Raw genomic sequence first — 22,161 nt, forward strand, 5'->3', positions numbered from 1 at the left:
TGGTAGCGTCAAACCGCGGCATGAATACCCGGCGCAGATTGGTGCGTTGGTCGACCCGCTCGTCAATCAGGTATGCCGGGTTAATCTCAATTGCGAGTGCCAGCGAGGTTCGGACGTCTTCGCATTTGCAGGGCGCAAGGGTTCTGCGGGCAGCACGACGGCCAGCCAGGCAAAAGCACTCAGAAAAGGAATTTATGCGCCAGGTCCGCCAAACCAATCACGATTTCAAGGGCAATAAGCCCTATGACATACCATTCGAGGCGGTGAACGTGTTTGGTTTCCGCGATTTCGGCCAGGGTTTGCGCAGTTCCCGAAATTAGCTGCAGCTTGCGTTCAAGCGCGGCTTGTCGCTCGTGCAGTTCGTATTCGTCCTCCAATAGTGCATAGAGGCCGCCGAGTTCCGGGTGTTCCCAAAGGGTCTCCGGCTTGTCGCCGATTTCAGCCCGGCCGACCATGCGGTGTTCGATTAGGAGCATCCCGCCAATTTTTGAGAGTAGCGTTTTGGCGTCCGCGCTCACCTTTCCCGTTCTCGCCAGTTCCGATGCCAGCGGAATGATGCTATCGAACTCGCTCGCGGTCTTGTCTTCGTACATCGACAGCACAAGGCTTTTGCTGAGGCTGTCCGCTATCACTTGAGCCTTTTCCAACGTCAGCGCATCGAGCCAGACTGCACCGCCTTGCACCGCAACGTTCGTCTTGCCGCTCTGGATGGCGATTTCTTCGAGCTGAGGTCGCCCGTAGGCGTTGTACAGCAACTGACCTAACGAGGAGAGAAACCGTTGTTCATCACCAAGCGACACACCAAAAAGCACGACGACGCCGTACCTGAAAAGAACGGCGATGCCGTCAGCCCCCCCTACCGTTACGGTCAGAGGCGTGGTGGCGAGTGAATCCGTGATTTTGAAGTTCTTGAGGTCAATCCGGTCGGCGATGAGATGTGCACGAGCCTGTACCTGCGGAAGCGAACTGATGGCGAGATTCGACATTGGGTACGCACTTCAATTCGTTGAAGTCATCGAAAGTATAGGTGTGAACCCAATGCTGCGGTATGCGTTTGACAACTGCGCTGCTTGACCGACTCACATACCACTGCCATATAGTGGAAACAGGTAACGATTCCTGGCGCTTTAAAAACAGCACGGCGGGGCAGCCCGCTTCGCGGGCTGCAACCCATAAAAGCTCACCCAAACGTGACAAAAAGAGGAGGAAATCGACGCACCGGAATGATGTTTCTGAGCATCAGGGGTGGGTCAATTCTAGATGCAAAAAGTGGGTCAGTTCGCGGCGCAAATCAACAGCCAGATGCTTGACGTGCTGATAGCGTCGTACACCTGCATGACCAGTGCTTCTCCGCTGCGAACATCCCCGGCGGGATGCATCGAATTGCCGTTCCGGAAGTCGTTCCTCGCGTCGTAAGTGGGTTCAATGAAGATGAACTTCCCGGTCAATGAGTTGCTGGCGAGCCGAGAGATGAGCGTATCCATCCCGACAAACCGGTTAAGGAGGTTTTGCATCCCATGGATGCCCCGCGCTTGCGCAACGTCGCCCTGCACGATAAGCAGTCCGACGCTTGTAGCTTTGAGAAAACCGTGCCGTTCGGGAACGTGAAGAGCGGCGCGTTGGAGAAGATGGCTCCCACGACCTGCGCGTCGCTTGGCGAGTGGTCGAGTCCAGACGAGGTTCCGGCGACGGCAAAAAACCGATTTGGCCACGTCAAGCCCGGCATTGAAGCAAACCAGTTGTCGCACACCCCGAACTGGCTGGCCAGGAAATCCAGCACTGGGAGTTGGTCCCGTGTGAACGCGCAGAAGGCGTCTGGCACGACGTCGGAGTGGTCGACATAGGTCGCGGCAAACCCCGTCTCGTGAAATAGGGATTAAGGCGGAAACGTGCCCCGGACGGCGACTGCCGTCTCACCACTCCTTCATGGTTTTACTCAAGAAGGTTCCTACCATCCCTACGCCTAGCCCGAAGGACGCGGTACTAAAGCCGCCTGATGGCACCTCCGAACCGGCGTCGGCCGCTATGAGTGCCAGCCCGCCAAAACCGAGTGCTATCAAACCCCACCTATTTCTGGTTTTCGTGTCTTGCAACGATGATGAGGCCTCCGCGCTGGCTTTGCAGACCACATCACGCGTCTGACTGATATCCCTCTCAATGAGTTTCGGGTCGGGCTTCTCGGTAATGTCATTCCGAAAGTCTTTGGCTCTATTGAGAATCTGCCCGGCAGCTTCGTTGCTAACGCCAATCTCTTTCAGTGCGGTGGCTTCTGAGTCGACGAAGCTTCCCGCGAACGAGCGCGCTGCCTGAAGCGCCTCGCGTTGTTCGCCGCCGCTCTTTTTAGACTTTGCGTACAACGCATTCTTGAAGGACTCGTCGCTACTCAGGCGTTTGAGCGCATTGCATCCCTGCGCATAGGCCTTTGCCACCTCTTCAGGGCTAGAATTTTCATTTAGCGCGTATATGGCGTTCGTCGCGTCACCGATATAACCCAGCGGGGAAGCGGCGTAAGTGGGTGCGGATAGCACGAGTACGATAGCTATCGAGATGGCCGCTGACTTGATGAGAGAAAGGGCATGGATGCCTCCAGCCGACGTGACGCATACGACCTGAACAGAGCAAAGGAACGCTATCGTTCCGACACTTTATAGAAGGTTGGGGCAGATACCGCAAGATGAGGGCGCATGTGCGAATGGGATAGCTCGCGGTGCGATGCACCATCATCGTCCGCAGCTTAAGAAAACCGACGAACGGCGGCAACGTGCGAGCGTCACATTGAGCAGGCGGCCGTCACCCTGTTGGGCGGTCCGCCGCGCGACGGTCCGGTCCGGAAGTTCGTAGTGACAATCGGGCGGGCGTGCCGCTCCAGATGGCCTTGAAGTCCCGGCGGCTTTTTCAAGCGTCTGCTGGTTACATTGCTTTCGACCCTTGATTCTCGCCAGTACGCCACCTATTGTGAAAAGGTGCCATTGCGACACGACACATACGGAGGACATCATGCCATCGCCCAAAAAGGCCTCGCCTGCTCACGGGGCTGAAGCCGAGATGTCGAGCAAGAAGAAGGTAGCCTCGCCGGCGAAGGGTGCCGGAAAGGCTCAGGGCGAAAAAAGCCCCCAAATGACCAAGCAGCGACCCAAGAACAAATCGAAAGCGTGAGATGGACGCCCCTGAATTGGGGCGTTTCCATTTGGTGACGAAGCTCGCCATCTTCTTCCGGAGAGGAGGAAACAACGATGCCGGTGAATCGCGTTGCTGGTGATGCGCGAAGATGAACGTGGTGCATCGAGCTACATGACGACAGGAGAGCTCGGCAAGTCTTCTCGTGGTGGGCCTATGCGCTGGGAAGTGCTTCTTGAGCAGTACCGTGACCTGTGCGACTCCGCGTACGGCGCCCGCTTGGTATTTACCCCGCTGAAACTCCGACTCCATCGCCGGCAGACAGGGTCCCATTCTTTACCGGGGACTCGCAAATGGATGCCTCGGTCCGCAATGATTCAACATTGCGGTCGGCCAGAAGGAGGTCGAGAACACCATTCGAGGGGCCAGAAACCGCCGAAATGCGTTCCGGAATCGTCTTCGCAAGATATCGGACGAAGGCCTGCGAAAGCGACTTCACCGTTCCATAGTCGAGTCGCGGGTTCAGCGGCACGACGACGTGTAAGATAGTCGGGGTCGCCCCTCATCACTGCCATGGCCGCGGCGTCGAAATGGGGAACGGACTCGACGGTAGGGTCGTTCGGTCAAGCGACTGTCACGCCGTCGTCAAAGACGCTGGCGGCCCCTGCTCGGCGTAGCGGTTGCTACACGTTTGGACATTGTGAGCTGGACGCTCAGTTTATTCGCAGCGGCATCTCGTGCATCGTAGGTGCTTTGATAGTCCCCAAGGGGGGTTCCAGTCCTCGACTCGACGATGGGCCTTCGTCAAACCCGTACGCTATGGACAGTCAGAATACGGTACCGGATAAGGACTTCCGCCTCCTCTTCGAATCGGTACCCACCCCGCTGTTGATTTTGAAACCCGACGCTGCTTTTACGATTGCAGGCGTCAGTGACATGTATCTCGAAGAGACGTTAACGGTTCGGGAAGAAATTGTCGGCAAGGGCCTCTTCGACGTTTTCCCGGACAATCCTGCGGTGCCCGAGGCGGACGCAACGACGAACTTGCGCGTGAGAACAGCTTGAGCGCGACGCGTTGAGAAGTAGCCAGAACTGAAAAGGGATGTGACTACCGGGTAGACTGGTGATTGACATGCACGGACGCCAATCAGGATAGTTGGTTACGACCCCGCGTTACCCGTTGGGAGTTTTTCATCAGAGGCAGTTGGCAGCAGGCGGCGTCAGGCACAGGTACCCATTCGCATGTTCCATGGCAAACACGACAAGAGACAATCGATAAACGTTAAGAGCAGTCAGCGCTTTTCATACGCCGCCCTGCGTCCAGCGCCGGGTAACTTTCGGCCACGACGACAAGGCTGCGCAACAGGTAAAAATGCCAGGTGCGACCTGGTCAACACCACCCTCGGGCCAACACGCTTGCCCTAGCTTGGGCCCACAGCGGGCCGAACAAAGCTTACTTTTGTCGGCCGTTCATCAATCACTGGCGCGCCGGGCGACATCGCGCGCCCGTTTGGACTTCAAACCTCGCTCACGCCCCGACGCCCCCTTGAAGCCACCTCGGAAGACAAGGGCAGCAGCCGGTTTACGGCCTCGGTCGAGTGTGCAAGTATTTGCAAGCGCACACCGCACACCTTTGCGAGGTTCAGGATGGCCTGGAAGCTCTGGAAAACCGAGAAGCGACACGATGAGACGCAAATCTGGCCCAGCGATACGCATCAGTCGATACAGCAGCTTCTGGGCATGTACCTCGGCAGCGACGCCGCACCCTTCGCAGGCTGGGCCGCGCCTGGCATCACATTCACGCAAGACGTCGAACCGCTCGTACGTAACGGAGTCCGGGGATATCAGCTTGCCCTGTGGTTCTGGCTCTTTGCCGAGAAGCACGGCACTATTGCGGCACGAATGGTACGCGAGTCGTTCTGCCTGCTCGCCGAGGTAGCGCAGCCGTCGTCGGGCGACAATATTGATGCGCTCCTCGAGCTCGAAAACCGCCTGGCGCATTCTGTCGAGGCGATTTCCTCTGAACAGCGCACCTTCCTGCAGGAGGGCCTGTCCGTGGAAGTTCCGATGGAGTTTTTCCTGGCCGCAGGCTTCCTACGTCTCGCCCCCGAATCGCCTTTTGCCGGTAACGAGGGTGCCAATCTGCAAGGGAACGAGTACAAGCTGGCGGACTGTTTTCGCCATGCAACCGAGGAGGCGCTGGCGGTGTTCCGACCGATGATAGCTGCAGTCGACTTCGACGCAAAATCACTGCCCAACTGGAAATGGAGCGCTCATCCAGGCGCTATCGAGCGGCACCTGCAACGACGCTACAGCAATCCGCTGTTTCCCCTGCATCGCCAGATGGTGACGGCTCACGAGGTCTATGAGGCCCGTCTTGCCGACACGCAAGCCCTTCAGGACGTCAGGAACGAGCTTAGCGAGGTGAGCCGCACGTTCTCCCAGACGGCTGAACTGCCGTTGAACTGGCAGTCCTTCCTCGAAGGATATCGTGACCAGGTCGACAGACTCGATGAACGTCGCCTCGTGGCTGGCGGGCAGAACGCACCACTCGGCGACGCCATTGGAAGCCTGCGCACCGACATCCTCGCGACCTGGCGAGCTTCGATTCACAAGAACCGGCACAGTCTTGCCGCCCTTGAGCAGCAAGAAGCGCAAAGGACCGAGCGACGCGCGCTTCTGTACGGGTGCGACTGGACTGCACAGCTTCTAAGTCACGGGTCTCTGATACCGCCAGACGAGGTCGTTCCTGCCCTGTTGAGCGAGTCCCCGTCTGAACTGGAAAAGGTGATGACCTGCCTGCAGGCCGAACCACGACTGCATGAGACGTTTGCCCAATGTCGTGCAGCCGCGCACCGGCTTGTCGACGAGTTGCGCGCGGGCGGTCACGATATTCCCGATTTCGGCGACAAGCTTCGCATTCTTCACAGCGCCTCTGGGCAGGCGCCGGCCTGACGTCGCCCTCTGCAAGGCTAATTCCATAGTTGCAGGAAGCCGTCGTCTCGACGCCTTTTCCTTTCCGCCGCATACCGTGTCCGACTGGTCAATCGCACCAAGAGCCCGACAGTGAAGCAGGGGCCGAGGGCAAGCAGGCGGCCAACATCAGGCCGTTGTAACAAGCGCGACGCTCGCCTCGTCGCTGGTTACTTCGAGTCGGGTGGCAAGGTCGCTCAGCGTACCGGAATAGGACGTGGCCCTTTGGCGCGCCGGCGTTATTGTTTCGACAAGTACGGACTGTGCACGCCTGTCTGAAGTTCTTGACGTGGACGTCGCCTGGCTATGCGCAGGTCAAGCGTAAGCACAGCATGTCATGACAGTTTCATCGGACGCGAACTCACAAGTTGTTCGGCTTGTCCCGACTCACCGCCGCGCCGGAACCGCGTGCCAAGTCCCTTCCATTGACAGGCAGCACGGTCGAGATGGCATGTTTGAAAACAAGTTGTGAACCTGAGGCAGACTCCAACACAACCGCAAATCGGTCAAAGGCGGCCAGTTGACCGCTCAGCCTGATGCCGTTCACAAGGAACACGTTTACGGCGGCCTTGTCGTCTATGAGCACCCGCAAAAAAATTTCTTGTACGTCCGGCAATGCAGCCATGTTATTGGTCCCGGCGAGAGGTGTTTCATTGTAGCGGCAATACCAGACCCGCAGCGGTCCAGATGAAGTGTATTACTGCCACTCCGCGGTGTTAAGTTGTACCAAACGGACGCGACCCTCTCTGATTTCTCCGCTCATTGCGAATGAGCCCCGCATGGCAGTACGGAGGGCCCAGCACCACCCATCATTCCCAGGCCCGTTCCATGGCCATCTTCTGAAGCTGCGCCAGATTCCTTTTGAATTCAGCGGCGACTGCGGACGGTGTTTTCGAACCGCTTTGTGGGGCAGCTGTGTCCTTGGATGCAGCTTGCACGACCGGGGACGTCAACGCGATACCAGCAGCAAAACCCGTTTCATGCGCGTAGTGCAAACCTTCATTGTTATACAGTGACGAGGGTGGAAGAATCGGTGCGCGAAATTTGTATTCGCAGCAACGCCTCTTCCGCGGGCTTGACAAAACGATGAATTCGACAGATTGCTGGGGGTTGCCACGTCTGTGTGCCATGTACCCTGGGTTGTCGGGCCCAGCCGCCTGGCACTTCCTCCAAGGCGACTGTCTTGTTCTTACCCCGAAGGCTCGCAGAGCGACCCTGTAGCGCAAGACACCCGTACACCGTTAAGCTGATGAAGCGGTTCGAAATTACCTTATGCTTTCCAGAAACCTCCTGCAAGGCGTAGCGGGCATCGCTCTAGGCGTCTCCCTGAATGCGTGGGTCGATGCAAGCCATGCATTGACCGCGGTTTCACCGCAGAATCAGCTACCGACGTCGACGCCCATCAAGCACCTCGTTGTGATTTATAACGAGAACGTCTCTTTCGACCACTACTTTGCGACCTACCCGAATGCGACGAACCCGGCAGGCGAACCCGTCTTCACGGCTGCATTGGGCACTCCGGCGGTCAATGGTCTGAGCGGCACACTGCTGAATAACAATCCAAACTTCATCAATATGCGAAACGGTGCGGGTGCAGTGAATCCATTCCGGCTGGACCGCGCACAGGCTGCCAGGGCCGACCAGGACCACGCCTATACTGCGGAGCAGCAGGCCTATAACAATGGCGCGGCCGACCTGTTCCCGTTGTACGCTGGTAAAGGGTCACGCAGAGGCCCCGGCGCCTTCGGCACGACTGGCCAGGTGATGGGCTACTACGACGGCAACACCGTCACTGCAATGTGGAATTACGCTCAGCACTTTGCTATGAGCGACAACGCTTACACGGACACGTTCGGTCCATCGACGCCGGGTGCTCTGGAGGTTGTCTCTGGCCAGACTAACGGCGTGCAACTGGTCAAGACCAGCCATCAGCCGTTCAGTCTGACGACGGCTCCGGACTCGTACTACGTCAACGACGGCCAGGGTGGCGTCACGCTCATCAATGACGCCGACCCGGCGAACGACCTTTGCTCGAGCGCCACCGACCAGATTTTGATGTCGGGCAGAAATATCGGTGACCTGCTAAGCGCCAGGAACATAACCTGGGGTGGCTTCATGGGCGGCTTCAACCTCTCGACGACTAACAGCAACGGTACTACCGGGTGCAAACGCAGCACGGTGACGCCAGCGGTCGGACGCATAACAGCCGATTACATCCCGCACCACAACTGGTTCCAGTACTACGCATCGACGTCGAATCCGAAGCATTTGCGTCCCAGCGCGACGGCAGCCATCGGCTACACGCTGCAGTCCGATGGCAAGACGATTGACCCGGCAAATCACCAGTATGACTCTGACGATTTCTTCGCTGCTGTGAAGGCGGGGAACTACCCATCGGTGAGCTTCATCAAGGCACCAGCGTTCCAGGACGGCCATGCTGGCTATTCGGACCCGCTAGACGAACAGGCCTTTACGGCCAAGGTGGTCAACTTCCTGCAGCAGCAGCCTGACTGGAAGAGCACGGCAGTCATCGTCACGTGGGACGATTCGGACGGCTGGTACGACCATGCGTATGCAACGCCGACCCGTTCGTCGTTCGACGCGCAGGCGGACCAATTGAACGGTACTGGCAAATGCGGTACGGGAACGGCTCCGGCCGGGCTCAACGGCGCACCGGTTAACGGCCGATGCGGCCCTGGTACCCGTATCCCGTTCATCCTGATTTCGCCTTGGGCCAAGGTTAACTACGTTGACCACACCCCGATTAGCCAGGCATCTGTTGTCCGCTTCATCGAGGACAACTGGCTGGGCAGCCAGCGTATCGGCGGCAGTTCTTTCGATGCGACGGCTGGCAGCATCATGGGCATGTTCAACTTCAACGGCGGCGGCAACAACCCGCCCGTGTTCGTTGACCCGAATCGGGGCGTGGTGGTTCCGTCGGTACCCCCTATCTAATCCCGCGATTTACATCCGAGTTGACGTGAGGAGAGGGGGACAATAGGTGGTGTAATCAACCTTTGAGGGATGGCGACAATTTTCTTTCCGGACTGCCCCGGGCAGTGGCTCGATGCCTGTCCGACTGGCTGGCCTGGCGAAGACCCGCCTGCTTCAAGACCAGACCCGACCGAGGCTAGTTTTGCATCTCGCGAGGCAGCGTGGCGAAAAGCCGACGCCGCGCGACGCGCTGGGTGCTCATGCTGGCGATGAGCTGGCATTGCGCCGTTCGTCGGTGCGGCGCCGCAGACATCAATCGGCGAGCCGGTCCACAGCTTCAGTGATGTGCAAACAGTGTGTTTGTGCGGGCAGCGACCGAAGTGCGCTGCCCCGACTGCACCGCTCCGCTGGGCACTCCACCGACTCCTTGCGCATTGGCTTGCGCCGAAGGGTTTCCTGCCGCGACTCGTGCTTCAGCTGCCTGGATGTCAGCGGGATAGCGAGCTTCGTCGCGTTTTGCCGGATTGTAGCCGGCCTTTTCTAACTGCACGACTTCGGCCCGCACCTGCGCCCGGCTGACCGGCTCGTTCGACTGCTGGGCGAAAGAGGACAGCGGTGTGGCCAGCGCGACAACTATAACGACCGCTTGAAGAGAGGTGGCCCCGGAGATCTGGACAGTCGGTTAGGTGGAATCGCTGGGTTCTGAAATGGGCATAATGCCTACAAAGGAAACCAGACGATGACGAAGAGAACCCGGCGCACGCACTCAGCGGCGTTCAAGGCGAAGGTGGCACTGGCAGCCGTACGCGGCGAGCGTACGCTGGCAGAATTGGCGCAGCAGTTTGAGGTTCATCCGAACCAGATCACAGAATGGAAGCGGCAGTTGCAAGAACGAGCGGCCGATGTGTTCGGCGCGGCGGGCGCGCCCGTCAATGAGCCGCCGGTGGACCTGAAGACGTTGCACGCGAAGATCGGCCAATTGGCGCCGGAGAATGATTTTTTGTCCGGCGCGCTCGGCAAGGCAGGCCTGCTGAGCGCAAAGAAATGATTGATCGTGCTCACCCCCTGCCGGTTTCCCGGCAGGTCAAGCTGGTCGGCATCAGCCGATCCAGTGCGTACTACGCGCCGAGCCCGGTCAGTGCCGCGGATCTGGCGCTCATGCGCCGCATCGACGAGTTGCACCTGGAGCACCCGTTTGCCGGCGCGCGCATGTTGATGCGCCTGCTCAAGCGAGAGGGCATAGTGGTCGGACGCAAGCACGTCGGCACGTTGATGCGCAAAATGGGCATCGAAGCGCTATATCGCAAGCCGAACTTGAGCCGCAAACATCTGGCTCACAAGATCTGGCCATACCTGCTGCGCAATCGGAAGGTCGAGCGTAGCAACCAGGTGTACGCATTGGACACAACATACGTGCCTATGGCACACGGCTTCGTGTATCTCACTGCTGTGATCGATTGGGCCAGCCGCCGTGTTTTAGCGCACCGAGTCGCGATCACGATGGAAGCTGAACATGCGGTGGCAGCGCTTGAAGAAGCATTCGCGAAATATGGATTGCCTGAGATCGTCAACACCGATCAAGGCAGCCAATTCACCAGTACCGTCTTCACCGACGCGGTCCTCTCGCGCGGAATCGCCTTGTCGATGGATGGCAAGGGAAGTTGGCGGGACAACGTTTTTATCGAACGGCTGTGGCGCAGCGTGAAGTACGAAGAGATATATTTGAACGCCTATGAGTCCGTCGGCCAGGCACGGAAGTCCATCGCTAATTACCTGACGTGGTACAAGTGTGTTTCATACTGCCCAACCTCGCTATGTCGTTGATAAATCTAGAGAGCCCTGTTGTGCCGTTGGTATTGTGGGGTGTGGGCGCCGTGCACGAGCGCGCGCGACGAGTTCGATAACTGCGTCCCCGCTCAATGAATCGCGATTGAAGATCCAGGGCCCGTTGGGTAACGGATGTTCGGCAGGGATCTCGTTGCGATCAACTGCAAGCCTGAGCGTGCTGGGGCTCACACCAACGAACGCGGCTGCCTCGGTCAACGTCATCCATCCTTCGGTTGCGCGCCGCTCGCTCGAATAGACAGGGATCTGATGGTGGCTGCGCAAGGCGGTAACTCGCTCCTGGGTCCAGAAGTTACCCCGACCGGTTCGCAGGTCATTGCGATTGAGCACGCCGGCAATCAACAGATCCGGAAAGATCCGGACAAGCTGACGTACGGCATCAATCGCTTCACGTGACGTATGCGTGGTGTTCTCTCCGCGACGCCGCCGTGGCACGCGAATCTCGGTATGCACTCCGCCCATCCAGTGGATGACGAGCACAATTTCGCTCGTTACGTTGTCAACGTCGACGACGACTTCGTGGATCAGCGTGCGCACAATGCGCTTCTTCAGACGGGCATCGGCCTGCGGCCAGATCGATTCCAGCGCTGCGGCAAGATCAGCAAACTCCTCGGGCTGAGCAGGCGGTATCTCGCCAGATGTGCGCGACTGTTGTTCAATACGCGATTCCAGTTCATCTACGCGAAGTAGCGCATCATTCCAGCGCCTCTCCAGTTCGTCGGCGACAAGCCGGTTCTCGGGGTCAGCAGCGTCGTACTGTTTCTGCGCGCGTTGCGCGGCGTAGCGTGCCGCCTGCAGATCCCGCTGCAGCGCGGCCAGCACTTCATCCTGCTTCCGGGTCTCGTCGTCGCGTGCCACGATTGCTGCCTCAATTGCTGCCGGTTGAACAACCTGCAAGACCGCCTCGGCAATGGCTGCGTCCGCGCGTGCGCCACCGAACGCAATACAACGCGGTCGCCCCTTGTCCAGCCAGCCGCGTTGACAGCTATAGCGCAAGGCGTCGTGCCTGTTACCCGTGTAGTGTAGCGTCAGCTTGTTCGCACAGCGCCGGCACCGCAACAGTCCCGCCAGCAGGGCCTCACCGTTCTTCGGGGCGCCCGGGTGTCCGGGCAGATGCAGGTTGCCACTGATCGCGCGCTGGATCCGTTCGAATTCATCCCAATCAATGTACCCGTCGTGGGCATTGGGAATGAGCGCAAGCCACTGATCTCGCGGTTTGCGGCGATCGCGTTTGCGCGGTTCCCCGGCCTTGTAATCGATCGCACATTCGGTCTTGCCATAGGCATACGCACCACCGTAGATGGGGTTGGTCAAGATCCGGTACACGGTGCCGTAGCTGGGCCGTTTCCAGCTGAGTTCGCCGCGTGGCGTACAGGCTGGTAGCTGGAGCCCATGCTCCAGGAACCATAACAACGTCTGACGCACCGAACCAATCGCGCCGAACTGGCGGAATACTAAGCGGATGGCGTCCTGCACGCGTAGATCCGGATCCTTCTCCAGGCGCTGGTCTTCGGTCTTGCAGTAACCCACTGGTGCCGCGACGACGAGTTCGCCGCGTTTGGCCTTCTCCCGCCGGGCTTCCAGCGAACGCTGACGCAACAGATCCAGCTCGTATTCGTTCAGGCTGCCCTTCAAGCCGAGCAGTAAGCGATCGTTGCTCTGCCGTGGCGCGTACACGGTCTCCTGATCAATGAGCACCGTGTCGACGATGCGGCACACCTCAACCAGTTGCTGCCACTCGCGACTGTTGCGCGCGAATCGCGAAACCTCGCGAGCGGCAACTGCGCCGACGTGCCCAAGACAGACCTCTGCCACCATCCGTTCGAAGCCCGTGCGCGTTTGCGTTCCGGCCGCGGAGCGCCCCAGATCCTCGTCGATCACTTCGATCTCGTTCCAGCCCAATTGATGCAGACGATCCTGCATCGCATACTGCAGCTTCTGGCTCTCCAGATTGTGGCTGACCTGGTAAGCCGACGACTGGCGCACGTACAGCATGGCCTTTCGCGTCAGATGCTGTGCCCGAATCTTGTCACTCATCACGCACCTCCGGCTCGTGTACGACGGCGAACAGCCCGCGACGGTGTTGCCGCAGCAGTTGCGCCAGCAGACGCACCGCCTCCTGCCGGACCTCCTGCGGCAGGTGCGTCCATTGTGGCGTCTCCGGAAAAGGATGAAACAGGTCGAGTTGAGCGCCCGGTTGCGGGCTGGTCTGGCGTCGCATCAGCACCTCCTGTACGGAGCAAGGGATGGTGCTCGGCTTGTACCATACCGCGCTGCCCGGCAGCAGGCGCCTGCGCCAGGAGGTGCTTCAGTTCTCTCAACGCTTCACAGCTGACGGCGGGAGACGTTGCCGCAGTAATGCGACAGCAGGCAACGGGATCGAACATCCATTGCGGGACCTCCAACAAGCCCGCTGTATCGAACGGCTCTCGCGCACAGCGCAGCACTGACTCGGCGTTCTTCCTCTCTATCGTGGTGAAAATCCATACCGTGTGCCCGTACCACGGGTGCCAGCGATAGAGAACTTCCCTTGACTCGGTGATATGGGCGTTGTGTTGACGGCTTGTACAACCAGCAAAGGCCTCATTCAAGTCTATCGAACAAGACCCCGGATGAAGCTTACTTCGCGATGCTGCCCGCGATTAAATTGGCAGCGTGACCACCCAGCGTTCCACTTAAAAATCGAAAAACTGTCCGAACGAACGGGGCCACCTCTAAGTGATTTCATGATTGGTACCTCCACAGTGATTTCCGTTGCGAACAACCCTGTTCGACCGGTAAATGCAGGTTAAGGTACACATGCTTAAGCGGACATTATGCAAGCCAAACGAATTGCTAGTCGTGTACGTCACCAAGCCTTTGTCCCCCTCGTCTGGCTTCCCCGTCAGCATGCCTTAAGCTGGAATTGGCAATATGTGATTACAGGCACGGCACGATGGAGGACGAGATGCATCAACTGCTGCTAACCGGATTGATGCGTTGACGTCCGGTCTGCACGGGAATTGCACGACGGCGGACCAACAGGCGATAGATAGTCGGATCTGAAAAAACCTGTGAAGCACCGTCTGGCCTGGCGTAGCAGTTGGTTTTCGGATAACCTGGCTCCCAGGAAGATTATCGAAGAGATAAAAATTCTGGGAGTTTTGGCCGATGAGCACACCGGATTTTTTTCGTAGCCGTCTGGACGCGATGATTGATCTGCGCCACCCACTTGCGGTGCTGGCCACGAGGATGCCGTGGGCTGCCATCGAAGCGAGGCTCGCGCCCCTGTTTGAGCGGCGCTCACGCGATGGCCGGTTAAGCGAAGCGGTGGACCTGTTTGGTGTGAGTTCTCAGGAACTGGCCGGTGGCGTCAGTGCGGCCGGACGTCCGCGCCTGCCAGTGCGGCTGATGGTCGGGCTGCTGTATTTGAAGCACACTTATAACGAGAGCGATGAGTCGGTGTGCGAGCGCTGGGCGCAGGACGTGTACTTCCAGTTCTTCTGTGGTGAGGAGTACTTTCAGCCACATCTGCCATGCGACCCGACCAATCTGGTGCGTTTCCGGCAGCAGCTGGGCGAAGTCGGTGTCGAGGAGCTGCTCGCGACGACGATCGCGGCGGCGGTGCAGATGAAGGCGGTGAAGCCGGCCGAATTCGAGCGCGTGATTGTTGATACGACGGTCCAGGAGAAGGCCATTGCGTATCCGACTGACAGCCGTCTGCTGGAGGTGGCGCGGGCCAGACTCGTGCAACTTGCGCAACGCGCTGGTCTTGTATTGAAGCAGACGTACGAACGTGAAGGCAAACGGCTGCGTCGCCGCGCGGGCGGCTATGCGCATGCGAAGCAGTTCAGGCGAGTGCGGCGTGTACTCAAACGTCAGCGCACCGTATTGGGACGGCTACTGCGCGACATCGAACGCAAGCTGTCTGGAGCCTCAGATGAACGGAAGGCACAACTGCGCGTGTGGCTGGAGCGGGCGTGGCGCATTTGTCGCCAACGTCCAAAGGACAAAAACAAGCTTTACGCCCTGCACGCGCCCGAAGTCGAGTGCATCGGTAAAGGCAAGGCGCGCCAGCCCTACGAGTTCGGCGTCAAGGTAAGCCTTGCGATCACGGAAAAACAAGGGCTGATCGTTGGCGCGCGCACGTTCGCGGGCAACCCATACGACGGCCACACGCTGGCAGAACAACTTGAACAGAGCACCATCCTGTTGCAGGATCTGCCCGGTACGCCGCAACCGAAGACCGTGCTGGTCGATCTCGGGTTTCGTGGGGTCGATGACGAGGTATCGTCAGTAAAACTGATTCATCGCGGCAAACACAGGAGCCTGACGGGCACGCAGCGACGCTGGCTAAAACGGCGGCAGGCGATCGAACCGATCATCGGCCATGTGAAGCATGATCACGGCATGCGGCGTTGCTGGCTTAAAGGGAAGGCCGGCGATGCGCTACACGCGGTACTGTGTGCTGCGGGGTACAACCTGCGATGGTTGCTGCGCGCAATCGTCCGTCTGGGCCTGGCTCCCGTATTTTTTATCCTCGCGACGCTGCAGTGGCTCGTCACTGTCACGCTCACGCCAGCACCGGCTTGCTGGAACGGTCTGCAAAGGCACTGATTCCCTTCGTTGACATCCAGGCGTTCCACTGCCTCGCCGCGCAGACGGAGACTGTGGCCTCATTGGCCCCATGAAGTCGCGCTGAAGCGCAAACTGAATTTTTCAGGACCGACTAGATACTCACTCTTGACGCCGGTGAGGCACTTCTTTCGCCGGCTGTTTCACCCCCGGAATGTCGGCCGACGGCATACGTGCGCAGTCCCCACTTATGTCATGCATCATGAAGCATAAAGCTGAAGTACCGCACACTCTGTCGTTGAGGACACCACGCATGCGCCTACTACTCGTTGAAGACGACATCATGATTGCCGAGAGTGTACTCGAAGCATTGCGAGGGCTTGGTCATGCAGTGGACTGGGCGCGAGACGGGCGAGAAGGTGAACTCGCGCTTGGAAATGACGTGTACGACCTGGTCCTGCTGGACTTGGGATTGCCCAAACAGGACGGTCTGGCCGTCCTCATCATGACTGCGCAGGATGCGGTGACCGACCGAATCTCTGGGCTTGACGCGGGCGCAGATGACTATCTGGTAAAGCCGTTCGATTTGAATGAGCTCGCCGCACGGGTGCGCGCGCTGCTTCGGCGTCGGGTCGGACAATCTCGGCCTGTATTCGTTCACGGTGCGCTCACGCTAAACGAGGTTTCGCACGAGGTAACGGTTCGCGGCGCGCCTGTCACGCTCGTCGCCCGCGAGTTCAGTCTCTTGCGGGCGCTTATGGAAGAGCCGGGCAAGGTTTATAGCAAAGCGGAACTGGAGGAGAAACTCTACGGTTGGAACGAGGAGGTAGAGAGCAATACCATCGAAGTGCACATCCACAATCTCAGGAAAAAGCTGGGTGCCGAACAGATTGTGACAGTTCGAGGCATCGGCTATCGGCTTGCCAGCACAGCATGAGGTCAGTGCGTACACAGCTGCTCGTTGGCCTGATTCTGGTGCTCGGTGCAATGAGCAGTCTTGCGGGATATGGCATCTTTCGTAGCGCGCTCGGAGAGGCGAACGAGCTGTTTGACTATGAACTGCGCTCGGTCGCCATTTCTCTGCCGCAGTCGGTGGCCGATACGGAACTGGCGAGTAGAGCGTCTGGCGACTTTGAGGGATTACAAGAGGACCGTGTTGCCATCCAGGTTTGGGACGCGGCCAACCATCTGACCTACGAGTCTATGCCGAGCGCCAAACTGCCGCGCCTGCACGCGGGATTTCAGTCCATCGAAGTGGGCGAGCGTCACTATCGTGTTTTCGGGTTACAGCAGTCTTCCCGTTTCATTCAGGTTGGGCAACCCCGGTCGGTCCGTGACGAGGCTGCCCTGAAACAGGCCTCAAGGACGCTCTGGCCTTTGCTGGCTATATTGCCGCTCGAAATTGCCCTCGTCTTGCTCGTTGTGAAGCGGGCGCTGAGGCCTCTAACCATCATCTCCAGGTCGCTGGCAGCCCGTTCGATTGAAACGTTGGCACCCATCGGTATGGCTAACGCCGTACCGACCGAAATCGAGCCGCTGGTTGAGGCATTGAATGACCTGTTGATACGTCTCGATAAAGCACTATATGCACAGCGCGTCTTCGTTGCCGACGCGGCACATGAACTTCGAACTCCTCTAACGGCGCTGAAGCTCCAGATTCAGGTGGCGCGACGGCACCGCGCGCAGCTCGGTGACGAGGACCTGTTGCGGAAACTGGAAGACAGGGTGAACCGCGCAATCCATCTCGTCCAGCAGTTGCTGACGCTCGCGCGCGAGGATGCGGAGGCGAGAGTGCGCGCGGGGAATGCCGACATTCGTCGTGTGGCCACGCAGGTTGTCAGCGACCTCTCGGTGATGGCGGAACATAAAGGTATCGACCTGGGTCTGGACTGCGCTGGTCTGGCGGGGTCGAACAGTCCAATCGTCGTAGTTGGGGACGACACATCACTGGCGACGATGGTTACCAATCTGGTCGACAACGCCATCCGGTATACCCTTCCCGGCGGCCAGGTCGATGTCCGACTTTGCGTGAGCGACGTTGATGTGACGCTGGAGGTTATCGACAACGGACCAGGGATACCGCCGGCCGACCTTGAGCGCGTTTTGGACCGCTTCTATCGTGCAGGAAACACGACTGGACAGGGCAGCGGACTCGGATTGGCCATCGCAGCAAAGGTGGCGGCTAAGCACCACGCGAGGTTTTCTTTGCGTAACCGAACGGATGGCCAAGGATTGAAGGTCTCTATATGCGGACTGCGTCGTGCTCCTGCGGACGCTCCAGCCGTAGCGAGGTCATCAAATGCGCATCGCGAGCCAGACGGACGCACGCGCACCTGACTTTCGCGTAACACGCGTGACTTGCCATGCTAGCCGGCCCCCTCGTCAACATGGCATAGTGCCGCATCTCTCAACTGCGGAAACGGCAATGACAACACTGGAATCCTTGCAAGCAAAAATCCAGCGACTGCAGGCGCAAGCCGATGCGCTGCTCGCGAAAAAATCGAGCGCTGTTATCGAGAAGATTCGCGGCTTGATGGCGGAACACGGACTTACCGCTGCGGATATTGACGCGCATGTTGGTGGCAAGAAACGTGGACCAAAGCCGGGCGCTAAGGCCGCTGCCAAGTCGTCGGCTTCGGCCGCAAAGTACCGCGACCCGAAGACGGGCGCGACATGGTCGGGCCATGGCCGCGCGCCGGGCTGGATTGCCAGCGCTAAGGACCGCTCGAAGTTTTTGGTGCAAGGTAGCGCAGTGTCTTCCGCTCCTGCTGCCAAGAAGTCAGCGAGGGCCGGAAACTATGTCCGGGGCCCGCAGCCGGCGCTCTATCGTGACCTCAAGACAGGCGCGACGTGGAGTGGGCGCGGACGGGCTCCGGCGTGGATTGCTAACGCCAAGGACCGCAGTCGCTTTTTGATTGACGGCGCTACTGCGGCCGACAAGAAGCCGGTGGTCAAGAAGGCTCCGGCGGTGAAGAAGGCTGTTGCCAAGAAGTCCGTGAGCGCGAAGGTGCCGGCGAAAAAAGCGCAGCGCAAGAGCGTGGCCGTGCCCCTCCGGTGACCCCAGTCGAGTCTGGCGCCGAGATTACGTCCTCAACGTAATTGGCGGGTGCACGGTGGAACCAGAGAGTTGCCGGTCCACCGGGCACTCCACGGCGACGAAGTCCTATTGTGGCTGTGTTGCCTGACGTTGAGCGGTTTGCTGTTGTGCATGCTGCTCGGCTTGCTGTTGAGCGTGCTGCTTCGCCAGATGCCTGCCGACCACGCAGCCACCGACCGCGCCAACTACAGCGTGGTGCCCCACGTAGTGTCCTGCGACTCCGCCCACCACGGCTCCCTTGAGACAGCCTGCGGCGTTTGCCGTGCCTGCCGTCGCGAAGGCCAGCGTCGTTGCAATCAAGGCGATTCTTATCGGGCTAGCTTTCATTCAGAGATACTTAGAGGTTGTATTTTTCGGATATGGCGATGTTCGACGTCGTTTCAATACCCGCGCCAATCACGATGCTCGCGCCACTCGTGCTCACGCCGTTCCTGGCGGCGCCATTCACGTTCACGCCACTCGCGACGTTCGCGCCATTCGCGAGCTCGCCAGTCGTCGTCGCCGCCGTACGCCACGGCGACTGCCGGCGGACCGTATACGGCTGGAGGCGGCGGAGCATAGGCCACGGGAGGCGGCGGTGCGTACATTGGCTCTGCCGGCGCATAGACTCCGACCGGAATACCGATGCCTACGCCAATGTCGACATGCGCGGACGCGGCGGTAGACGCTGCCAACGCGGCAAGACCGAATGCAACTCCAACGATTTTTGTATTCATTTTCCCTACTCCCCGCACATTCGAGTGCGATGTCAGTGACTACGGCTCGGAGTGTAGGAGGCGAAATTGGACACATGTGAAACGGCGGTGCGAGATTGGTAACATGGCATTACCAGCGTCCGCGCACCGCTCGCAGTACCTCGTCAGGACCTGCAGTTGCGCGGCGTAGTAGTTGAAATCCAGGAGCCCAACGCTCAGAAACAGGCCTCCAGTGCGCTCAAGTTTGCGACGTAGTTGCCGATATTCAGAGTGCCGTCGTTGCATTCAAACAGGAAAATAAAATGCGCACTCTGGTTTCACTGGTTGCTGTTGTTTCGGCGCTGGTCATCCTTCCTGGCTGCTCCACAACCCAAAACGTTACTGCGGGGCCGCAGGTGAAGAGCTCGTTGATGACAACAGCGCGCTTTACCGCGCATGGTGGTAGGTCGGCGGATATGGACGCAGCCATCCAACGCAACTTGGAAAATCACGGGGTGTCTGTGTTGCACGCCCCGGCCTGTGACAAAGCCGAGATGAACGTCACCTACACCGACAGTTGGCGCTGGGACATCGTCATGTACCTGCGTTCAATGGACATCCGCTTTTACAAGGCGCCGAGCGGTGGTCTTATCGCATCTGGGCACTGGAAGAATTCCGTGCTGCACCAGTTTCCCAATGCCGATGGCGTCGTGCAAGACCTGATAGATGAGATGTTCAAGGAAGCGGGTGAGCCAGCCGCTGTTCGCACCAAGTCCGCTGCGAACTGACTACATATTTACCGTTGGCTAACGGAGCGCAGGCACACGCTAGACGATGAACGCAGCCGCCGCAATCTAATCGGAGAGTCGATGTGTCGGATTCGGAAGATGAGAAGCTTGAAAAGGCGGCTGGCTGGCTGCGAGAAGCAGACGGTCTGCTCATCACAGCTGGCGCCGGTATGGGCGTCGACTCGGGCCTTCCAGATTTCCGCGGTCAGGAAGGTTTCTGGCGAGCGTACCCCGCGCTTCGGCGTCAAGGTCTCTCGTTCGAGGATATGGCAAACCCAGCAAGGTTTGCGGAGCATCCGGAACTCGCGTGGGGCTTTTACGGGCACCGATTGAGGCTGTATCGTGAGACCGTCCCACACGAAGGCTTTGCGATATTACGCAGATGGGCGGACCGAATGAGTCATGGCGCGTTCGTGTTCACGAGCAACGTCGATGGGCAATTCCAAAAGGCCGGGTTCCCGGAACACCGTGTGCACGAATGCCATGGGTCGATTCACGCGCTCCAATGTCTGGAGACCTGTGCGGACGATACGTGGTCGGCGACAGATTTTCATCCGCTCGTCAATGAAACAATCTCCGAGTTGGAGAGCCCGATGCCCCGTTGCCCAAGATGTGGCGCTCTCGCGCGTCCGAATATCCTGATGTTCGGAGACTGGGGTTGGGTCGGCCTTCCCTATGAGAAACAGCAGCAGCGACTCGCAGCCTGGATTTCTTCCGTGTCAAAGCTGGTTGTTGTGGAAGTGGGCGCCGGGAGAGCCTTACCGACGGTACGACGTTTCAGCGAACGATTCTCGGGGCATAGGCTCATTCGAATCAACCCTCGGGAGTCGAACACGAAACCGTCGGATGGAGTCGGTCTAGAAGGCGCCGCCGCTGCGACGCTCAAAATGCTTGACACCCAGTTGTGAGTTTTCGTAAATCACACTCAACCGCATAGTGCGGGTACACCTCGGCAGCCAGGTGGTTCGCGCTCTGCTGAGCGAAATAGCGCGCGGGGCGACTACATACGAGGCGTGTCCGATGGTCACACCGACTCGGCAGTTGCCACAGCTATAGAGGACGAGATGACGGACCGACGTGTGCCTGATGATTTTCCGAGAGACCCGGACCTAGGTTCTGTAACCGGGGTTCAACCAAAAATTCTCGTTCGCGAACTCGATGGACGTTATCAATGCGGTCTCACGGACGAGCAACTGTGGGTACGTTATGACGCGTGCGAGGACCTCGCTGGTCAGTTTTCCGCATACGCGTCGCGAAAGATTGCTACCTCTGGTCTCTCGCCAGACGTGGCGTTGACCCGCGCCGAGAAAGGCGTGAGGTTGAAGGTCGACTCGGGCGAGTGGGACTTTTCCCAATGTGAGGTGGCATGGGTCATGAAGCGCACGCGGCAACTGCTACAGGCTGCGACCGAAGATTAGCGAACGCACCCGCTGAGGAAGCCGGCCAGTCCCCCAGCGGGCCCAGCTTCACTCAAGGCGTTCCTCGGTGACAGACATTAACGGTACGGGCGCTCGGTTCTCGGCGACCATGCACCGACCCTCCCCCCGAATTCACCTTCTTAGCTTTGAGCAATCTCTCGTCCGCCATCAATCCACTTGACTGGGCCCAAAGGCCGGCCGCCATGCCGACAACGAACGTTCAACACAAGCGCGACGCGAAGCGTCTTCCGTTCGTTTTCGGTGTTTGCTGACGCGCGGCCGCAATCGCAACTCCTAGTCGGTTCCCCGGTCACTTAACGCCGCTTTCCATTCTAGTCCGCGTGCGGTCTGGCGCCTTTCCTCTGCAAAACAAGGTCGGCAAGCGGCAGGTGGCTGACGGCAGATACCCCAACCCCCTATGCTACACTTCGCCTCGAGCCGATACCCCATGGGGGTATCAAAAGGAGGGTACGTTGGGCCACACTATTCAGGAAAAGCAGAAACTTCTAAACCGGGTACGCCGCATTAAGGGGCAAGTGGAAGCAATTGAGCGGGCACTCGAAGAAGAGCACGGCTGTGTAGACGTTCTGCAGCGGATAACGAGCTGCCGAGGAGCGATGAACGGCCTGCTTGCCGTCGTGCTGGAGGACCACATCCGGAACCATCTCGTCGATGCCGATAACAGCGAGGAGCCCGGTGGCAGCGCGACGGAACAACTCATCGAAGTTGTTCACAGCTATTTCAAGTGATTGGGGTTGGAA

General features: G+C 59.0%; 22 protein-coding genes and 2 pseudogenes. 14 read left to right on the forward strand and 10 right to left on the reverse strand.

What is annotated here, in order from left to right:
* Nucleotides 1-179: 179 nt before the first annotated feature.
* Nucleotides 180-986, reverse strand: coding sequence for an RMD1 family protein (locus RW095_RS01240; RefSeq protein WP_317015978.1), 807 nt, complete (start codon nt 984-986; stop codon nt 180-182).
* Nucleotides 987-1,051: 65 nt separating this feature from the next.
* On the opposite strand from RW095_RS01240, the pseudogene RW095_RS01245 reads away from it, so the two are divergent.
* Nucleotides 1,052-1,135, forward strand: a pseudogene (locus RW095_RS01245) (ATP-binding protein); the annotation flags it as partial.
* 139 nt (nt 1,136-1,274) lie between these two features.
* Here the strand turns inward: RW095_RS01245 and RW095_RS01250 are convergent.
* From RW095_RS01250 to RW095_RS01260, 3 genes are all read right to left on the reverse strand, one after another.
* Nucleotides 1,275-1,484, reverse strand: a complete 210-nt coding sequence (locus RW095_RS01250) for a hypothetical protein (RefSeq protein WP_317016785.1) — start codon at nt 1,482-1,484, stop codon at nt 1,275-1,277.
* Nucleotides 1,445-1,822 (reverse strand): alkaline phosphatase family protein, encoded by a 378-nt coding sequence (locus RW095_RS01255; protein WP_317015979.1) that lies wholly within the window; start codon nt 1,820-1,822, stop codon nt 1,445-1,447. The genes RW095_RS01250 and RW095_RS01255 overlap by 40 nt, the downstream gene beginning before the upstream one ends.
* Nucleotides 1,823-1,913: 91 nt before the next feature.
* On the reverse strand, nt 1,914-2,528 hold the full coding sequence (locus RW095_RS01260) for a hypothetical protein (protein ID WP_317015980.1): 615 nt from the start codon (nt 2,526-2,528) through the stop codon (nt 1,914-1,916).
* A gap of 469 nt (nt 2,529-2,997) precedes the next feature.
* On the opposite strand from RW095_RS01260, the gene RW095_RS01265 reads away from it, so the two are divergent.
* The 3 genes from RW095_RS01265 to RW095_RS01275 all read left to right on the forward strand — a co-directional run bounded on the left by RW095_RS01265 (nt 2,998) and on the right by RW095_RS01275 (nt 6,072).
* Nucleotides 2,998-3,156: a hypothetical protein gene (locus RW095_RS01265; protein WP_176123458.1), complete on the forward strand. Its 159-nt coding sequence runs from the start codon at nt 2,998-3,000 to the stop codon at nt 3,154-3,156.
* A 780-nt stretch (nt 3,157-3,936) separates the two neighbouring features.
* Entirely contained in the window at nt 3,937-4,182 is a 246-nt protein-coding gene (locus RW095_RS01270) for a hypothetical protein (protein WP_317015981.1), read from the forward strand.
* Nucleotides 4,183-4,764: 582 nt separating this feature from the next.
* Nucleotides 4,765-6,072 carry a tryptophan leader peptide gene (locus RW095_RS01275; RefSeq protein ID WP_317015983.1) on the forward strand — a complete coding sequence of 436 codons (1,308 nt, stop codon included), beginning with the start codon at nt 4,765-4,767 and terminating at the stop codon, nt 6,070-6,072.
* Nucleotides 6,073-6,451: 379 nt separating this feature from the next.
* Here the strand turns inward: RW095_RS01275 and hfq are convergent, their stop codons facing one another.
* Nucleotides 6,452-6,715: an RNA chaperone Hfq gene (gene hfq / locus RW095_RS01280; RefSeq protein ID WP_317015984.1), complete on the reverse strand. Its 264-nt coding sequence runs from the start codon at nt 6,713-6,715 to the stop codon at nt 6,452-6,454.
* 647 nt (nt 6,716-7,362) lie between these two features.
* Here hfq and RW095_RS01285 point away from each other — a divergent pair.
* Entirely contained in the window at nt 7,363-9,045 is a 1,683-nt protein-coding gene (locus RW095_RS01285; RefSeq protein ID WP_317015985.1) for a phospholipase C, read from the forward strand.
* Between the two features lie 316 nt (nt 9,046-9,361).
* Here the strand turns inward: RW095_RS01285 and RW095_RS01290 are convergent, their stop codons facing one another.
* Nucleotides 9,362-9,694, reverse strand: coding sequence for a DUF4148 domain-containing protein (locus tag RW095_RS01290; protein WP_317016682.1), 333 nt, complete (start codon nt 9,692-9,694; stop codon nt 9,362-9,364).
* Nucleotides 9,695-9,763: 69 nt separating this feature from the next.
* Here RW095_RS01290 and RW095_RS01295 point away from each other — a divergent pair.
* Nucleotides 9,764-10,809 (forward strand): annotated as a pseudogene (locus tag RW095_RS01295) (IS3 family transposase); the annotation flags it as partial.
* A gap of 27 nt (nt 10,810-10,836) precedes the next feature.
* Here RW095_RS01295 and RW095_RS01300 read toward each other — a convergent pair.
* Both RW095_RS01300 and RW095_RS01305 read right to left on the reverse strand, forming a co-directional pair.
* Nucleotides 10,837-12,864, reverse strand: a complete 2,028-nt coding sequence (locus RW095_RS01300) for a recombinase family protein (RefSeq protein ID WP_317015986.1) — start codon at nt 12,862-12,864, stop codon at nt 10,837-10,839.
* 34 nt (nt 12,865-12,898) lie between these two features.
* Entirely contained in the window at nt 12,899-13,090 is a 192-nt protein-coding gene (locus tag RW095_RS01305; RefSeq protein WP_317015987.1) for a hypothetical protein, read from the reverse strand.
* Nucleotides 13,091-14,019: 929 nt separating this feature from the next.
* On the opposite strand from RW095_RS01305, the gene RW095_RS01310 reads away from it, so the two are divergent.
* From RW095_RS01310 to RW095_RS01325, 4 genes are all read left to right on the forward strand, one after another.
* Nucleotides 14,020-15,465, forward strand: coding sequence for an IS5 family transposase (locus RW095_RS01310; protein ID WP_317015988.1), 1,446 nt, complete (start codon nt 14,020-14,022; stop codon nt 15,463-15,465).
* A 271-nt stretch (nt 15,466-15,736) separates the two neighbouring features.
* Nucleotides 15,737-16,360: a winged helix-turn-helix domain-containing protein gene (locus RW095_RS01315; protein ID WP_317015989.1), complete on the forward strand. Its 624-nt coding sequence runs from the start codon at nt 15,737-15,739 to the stop codon at nt 16,358-16,360.
* Nucleotides 16,357-17,760: an ATP-binding protein gene (locus RW095_RS01320; protein WP_317015990.1), complete on the forward strand. Its 1,404-nt coding sequence runs from the start codon at nt 16,357-16,359 to the stop codon at nt 17,758-17,760. The genes RW095_RS01315 and RW095_RS01320 overlap by 4 nt, the downstream gene beginning before the upstream one ends.
* A gap of 88 nt (nt 17,761-17,848) precedes the next feature.
* The gene (locus RW095_RS01325) at nt 17,849-18,481 is read left to right on the forward strand and encodes an H-NS family nucleoid-associated regulatory protein (RefSeq protein ID WP_317015991.1); all 633 of its coding nucleotides are present in this window, start codon (nt 17,849-17,851) and stop codon (nt 18,479-18,481) included.
* Nucleotides 18,482-18,586: 105 nt separating this feature from the next.
* Here the strand turns inward: RW095_RS01325 and RW095_RS01330 are convergent, their stop codons facing one another.
* Together RW095_RS01330 and RW095_RS01335 are read right to left on the reverse strand one after the other, a co-directional pair.
* Complete coding sequence (locus RW095_RS01330; RefSeq protein WP_317015993.1) at nt 18,587-18,847, reverse strand: hypothetical protein; 261 nt, start codon at nt 18,845-18,847, stop codon at nt 18,587-18,589.
* 53 nt (nt 18,848-18,900) lie between these two features.
* Nucleotides 18,901-19,236, reverse strand: coding sequence for a hypothetical protein (locus tag RW095_RS01335; protein ID WP_317015994.1), 336 nt, complete (start codon nt 19,234-19,236; stop codon nt 18,901-18,903).
* A 281-nt stretch (nt 19,237-19,517) separates the two neighbouring features.
* Here RW095_RS01335 and RW095_RS01340 point away from each other — a divergent pair, with 281 nt between their 5' ends.
* The 4 genes from RW095_RS01340 (at nt 19,518) to RW095_RS01355 (ending at nt 22,149) form a co-directional block, all read left to right on the forward strand.
* Complete coding sequence (locus RW095_RS01340) at nt 19,518-19,982, forward strand: hypothetical protein (RefSeq protein ID WP_317015995.1); 465 nt, start codon at nt 19,518-19,520, stop codon at nt 19,980-19,982.
* 170 nt (nt 19,983-20,152) lie between these two features.
* On the forward strand, nt 20,153-20,890 hold the full coding sequence (locus RW095_RS01345; protein WP_394365056.1) for an SIR2 family NAD-dependent protein deacylase: 738 nt from the start codon (nt 20,153-20,155) through the stop codon (nt 20,888-20,890).
* Between the two features lie 156 nt (nt 20,891-21,046).
* Entirely contained in the window at nt 21,047-21,400 is a 354-nt protein-coding gene (locus tag RW095_RS01350) for a hypothetical protein (protein ID WP_317015998.1), read from the forward strand.
* Nucleotides 21,401-21,873: 473 nt separating this feature from the next.
* The gene (locus RW095_RS01355) at nt 21,874-22,149 is read left to right on the forward strand and encodes a metal/formaldehyde-sensitive transcriptional repressor (RefSeq protein WP_317015999.1); all 276 of its coding nucleotides are present in this window, start codon (nt 21,874-21,876) and stop codon (nt 22,147-22,149) included.
* Nucleotides 22,150-22,161: the final 12 nt, after the last annotated feature.

It is taken from the genome of Paraburkholderia kirstenboschensis (assembly GCF_032806925.1).
Taxonomy (GTDB): domain Bacteria; phylum Pseudomonadota; class Gammaproteobacteria; order Burkholderiales; family Burkholderiaceae; genus Paraburkholderia; species Paraburkholderia kirstenboschensis.

Bases quoted from the DNA above. Each gene is read 5' to 3' on its own strand.
- RW095_RS01240 (WP_317015978.1), bottom strand. From the start codon at position 986: ATGTCGAATCTCGCCATCAGTTCGCTTCCGCAGGTACAGGCTCGTGCA.
- RW095_RS01250 (WP_317016785.1), bottom strand. From the start codon at position 1,484: ATGGATACGCTCATCTCTCGGCTCGCCAGCAACTCATTGACCGGGAAG.
- RW095_RS01265 (WP_176123458.1), top strand. From the start codon at position 2,998: ATGCCATCGCCCAAAAAGGCCTCGCCTGCTCACGGGGCTGAAGCCGAG.
- RW095_RS01270 (WP_317015981.1), top strand. From the start codon at position 3,937: ATGGACAGTCAGAATACGGTACCGGATAAGGACTTCCGCCTCCTCTTC.
- RW095_RS01275 (WP_317015983.1), top strand. From the start codon at position 4,765: ATGGCCTGGAAGCTCTGGAAAACCGAGAAGCGACACGATGAGACGCAA.
- hfq (WP_317015984.1), bottom strand. From the start codon at position 6,715: ATGGCTGCATTGCCGGACGTACAAGAAATTTTTTTGCGGGTGCTCATA.
- RW095_RS01285 (WP_317015985.1), top strand. From the start codon at position 7,363: ATGCTTTCCAGAAACCTCCTGCAAGGCGTAGCGGGCATCGCTCTAGGC.
- RW095_RS01300 (WP_317015986.1), bottom strand. From the start codon at position 12,864: ATGCTGTACGTGCGCCAGTCGTCGGCTTACCAGGTCAGCCACAATCTG.
- RW095_RS01305 (WP_317015987.1), bottom strand. From the start codon at position 13,090: ATGCGACGCCAGACCAGCCCGCAACCGGGCGCTCAACTCGACCTGTTT.
- RW095_RS01310 (WP_317015988.1), top strand. From the start codon at position 14,020: ATGAGCACACCGGATTTTTTTCGTAGCCGTCTGGACGCGATGATTGAT.
- RW095_RS01315 (WP_317015989.1), top strand. From the start codon at position 15,737: ATGCGCCTACTACTCGTTGAAGACGACATCATGATTGCCGAGAGTGTA.
- RW095_RS01320 (WP_317015990.1), top strand. From the start codon at position 16,357: ATGAGGTCAGTGCGTACACAGCTGCTCGTTGGCCTGATTCTGGTGCTC.
- RW095_RS01325 (WP_317015991.1), top strand. From the start codon at position 17,849: ATGACAACACTGGAATCCTTGCAAGCAAAAATCCAGCGACTGCAGGCG.
- RW095_RS01330 (WP_317015993.1), bottom strand. From the start codon at position 18,847: ATGAAAGCTAGCCCGATAAGAATCGCCTTGATTGCAACGACGCTGGCC.
- RW095_RS01335 (WP_317015994.1), bottom strand. From the start codon at position 19,236: ATGAATACAAAAATCGTTGGAGTTGCATTCGGTCTTGCCGCGTTGGCA.
- RW095_RS01340 (WP_317015995.1), top strand. From the start codon at position 19,518: ATGCGCACTCTGGTTTCACTGGTTGCTGTTGTTTCGGCGCTGGTCATC.
- RW095_RS01345 (WP_394365056.1), top strand. From the start codon at position 20,153: ATGGGCGTCGACTCGGGCCTTCCAGATTTCCGCGGTCAGGAAGGTTTC.
- RW095_RS01350 (WP_317015998.1), top strand. From the start codon at position 21,047: ATGACGGACCGACGTGTGCCTGATGATTTTCCGAGAGACCCGGACCTA.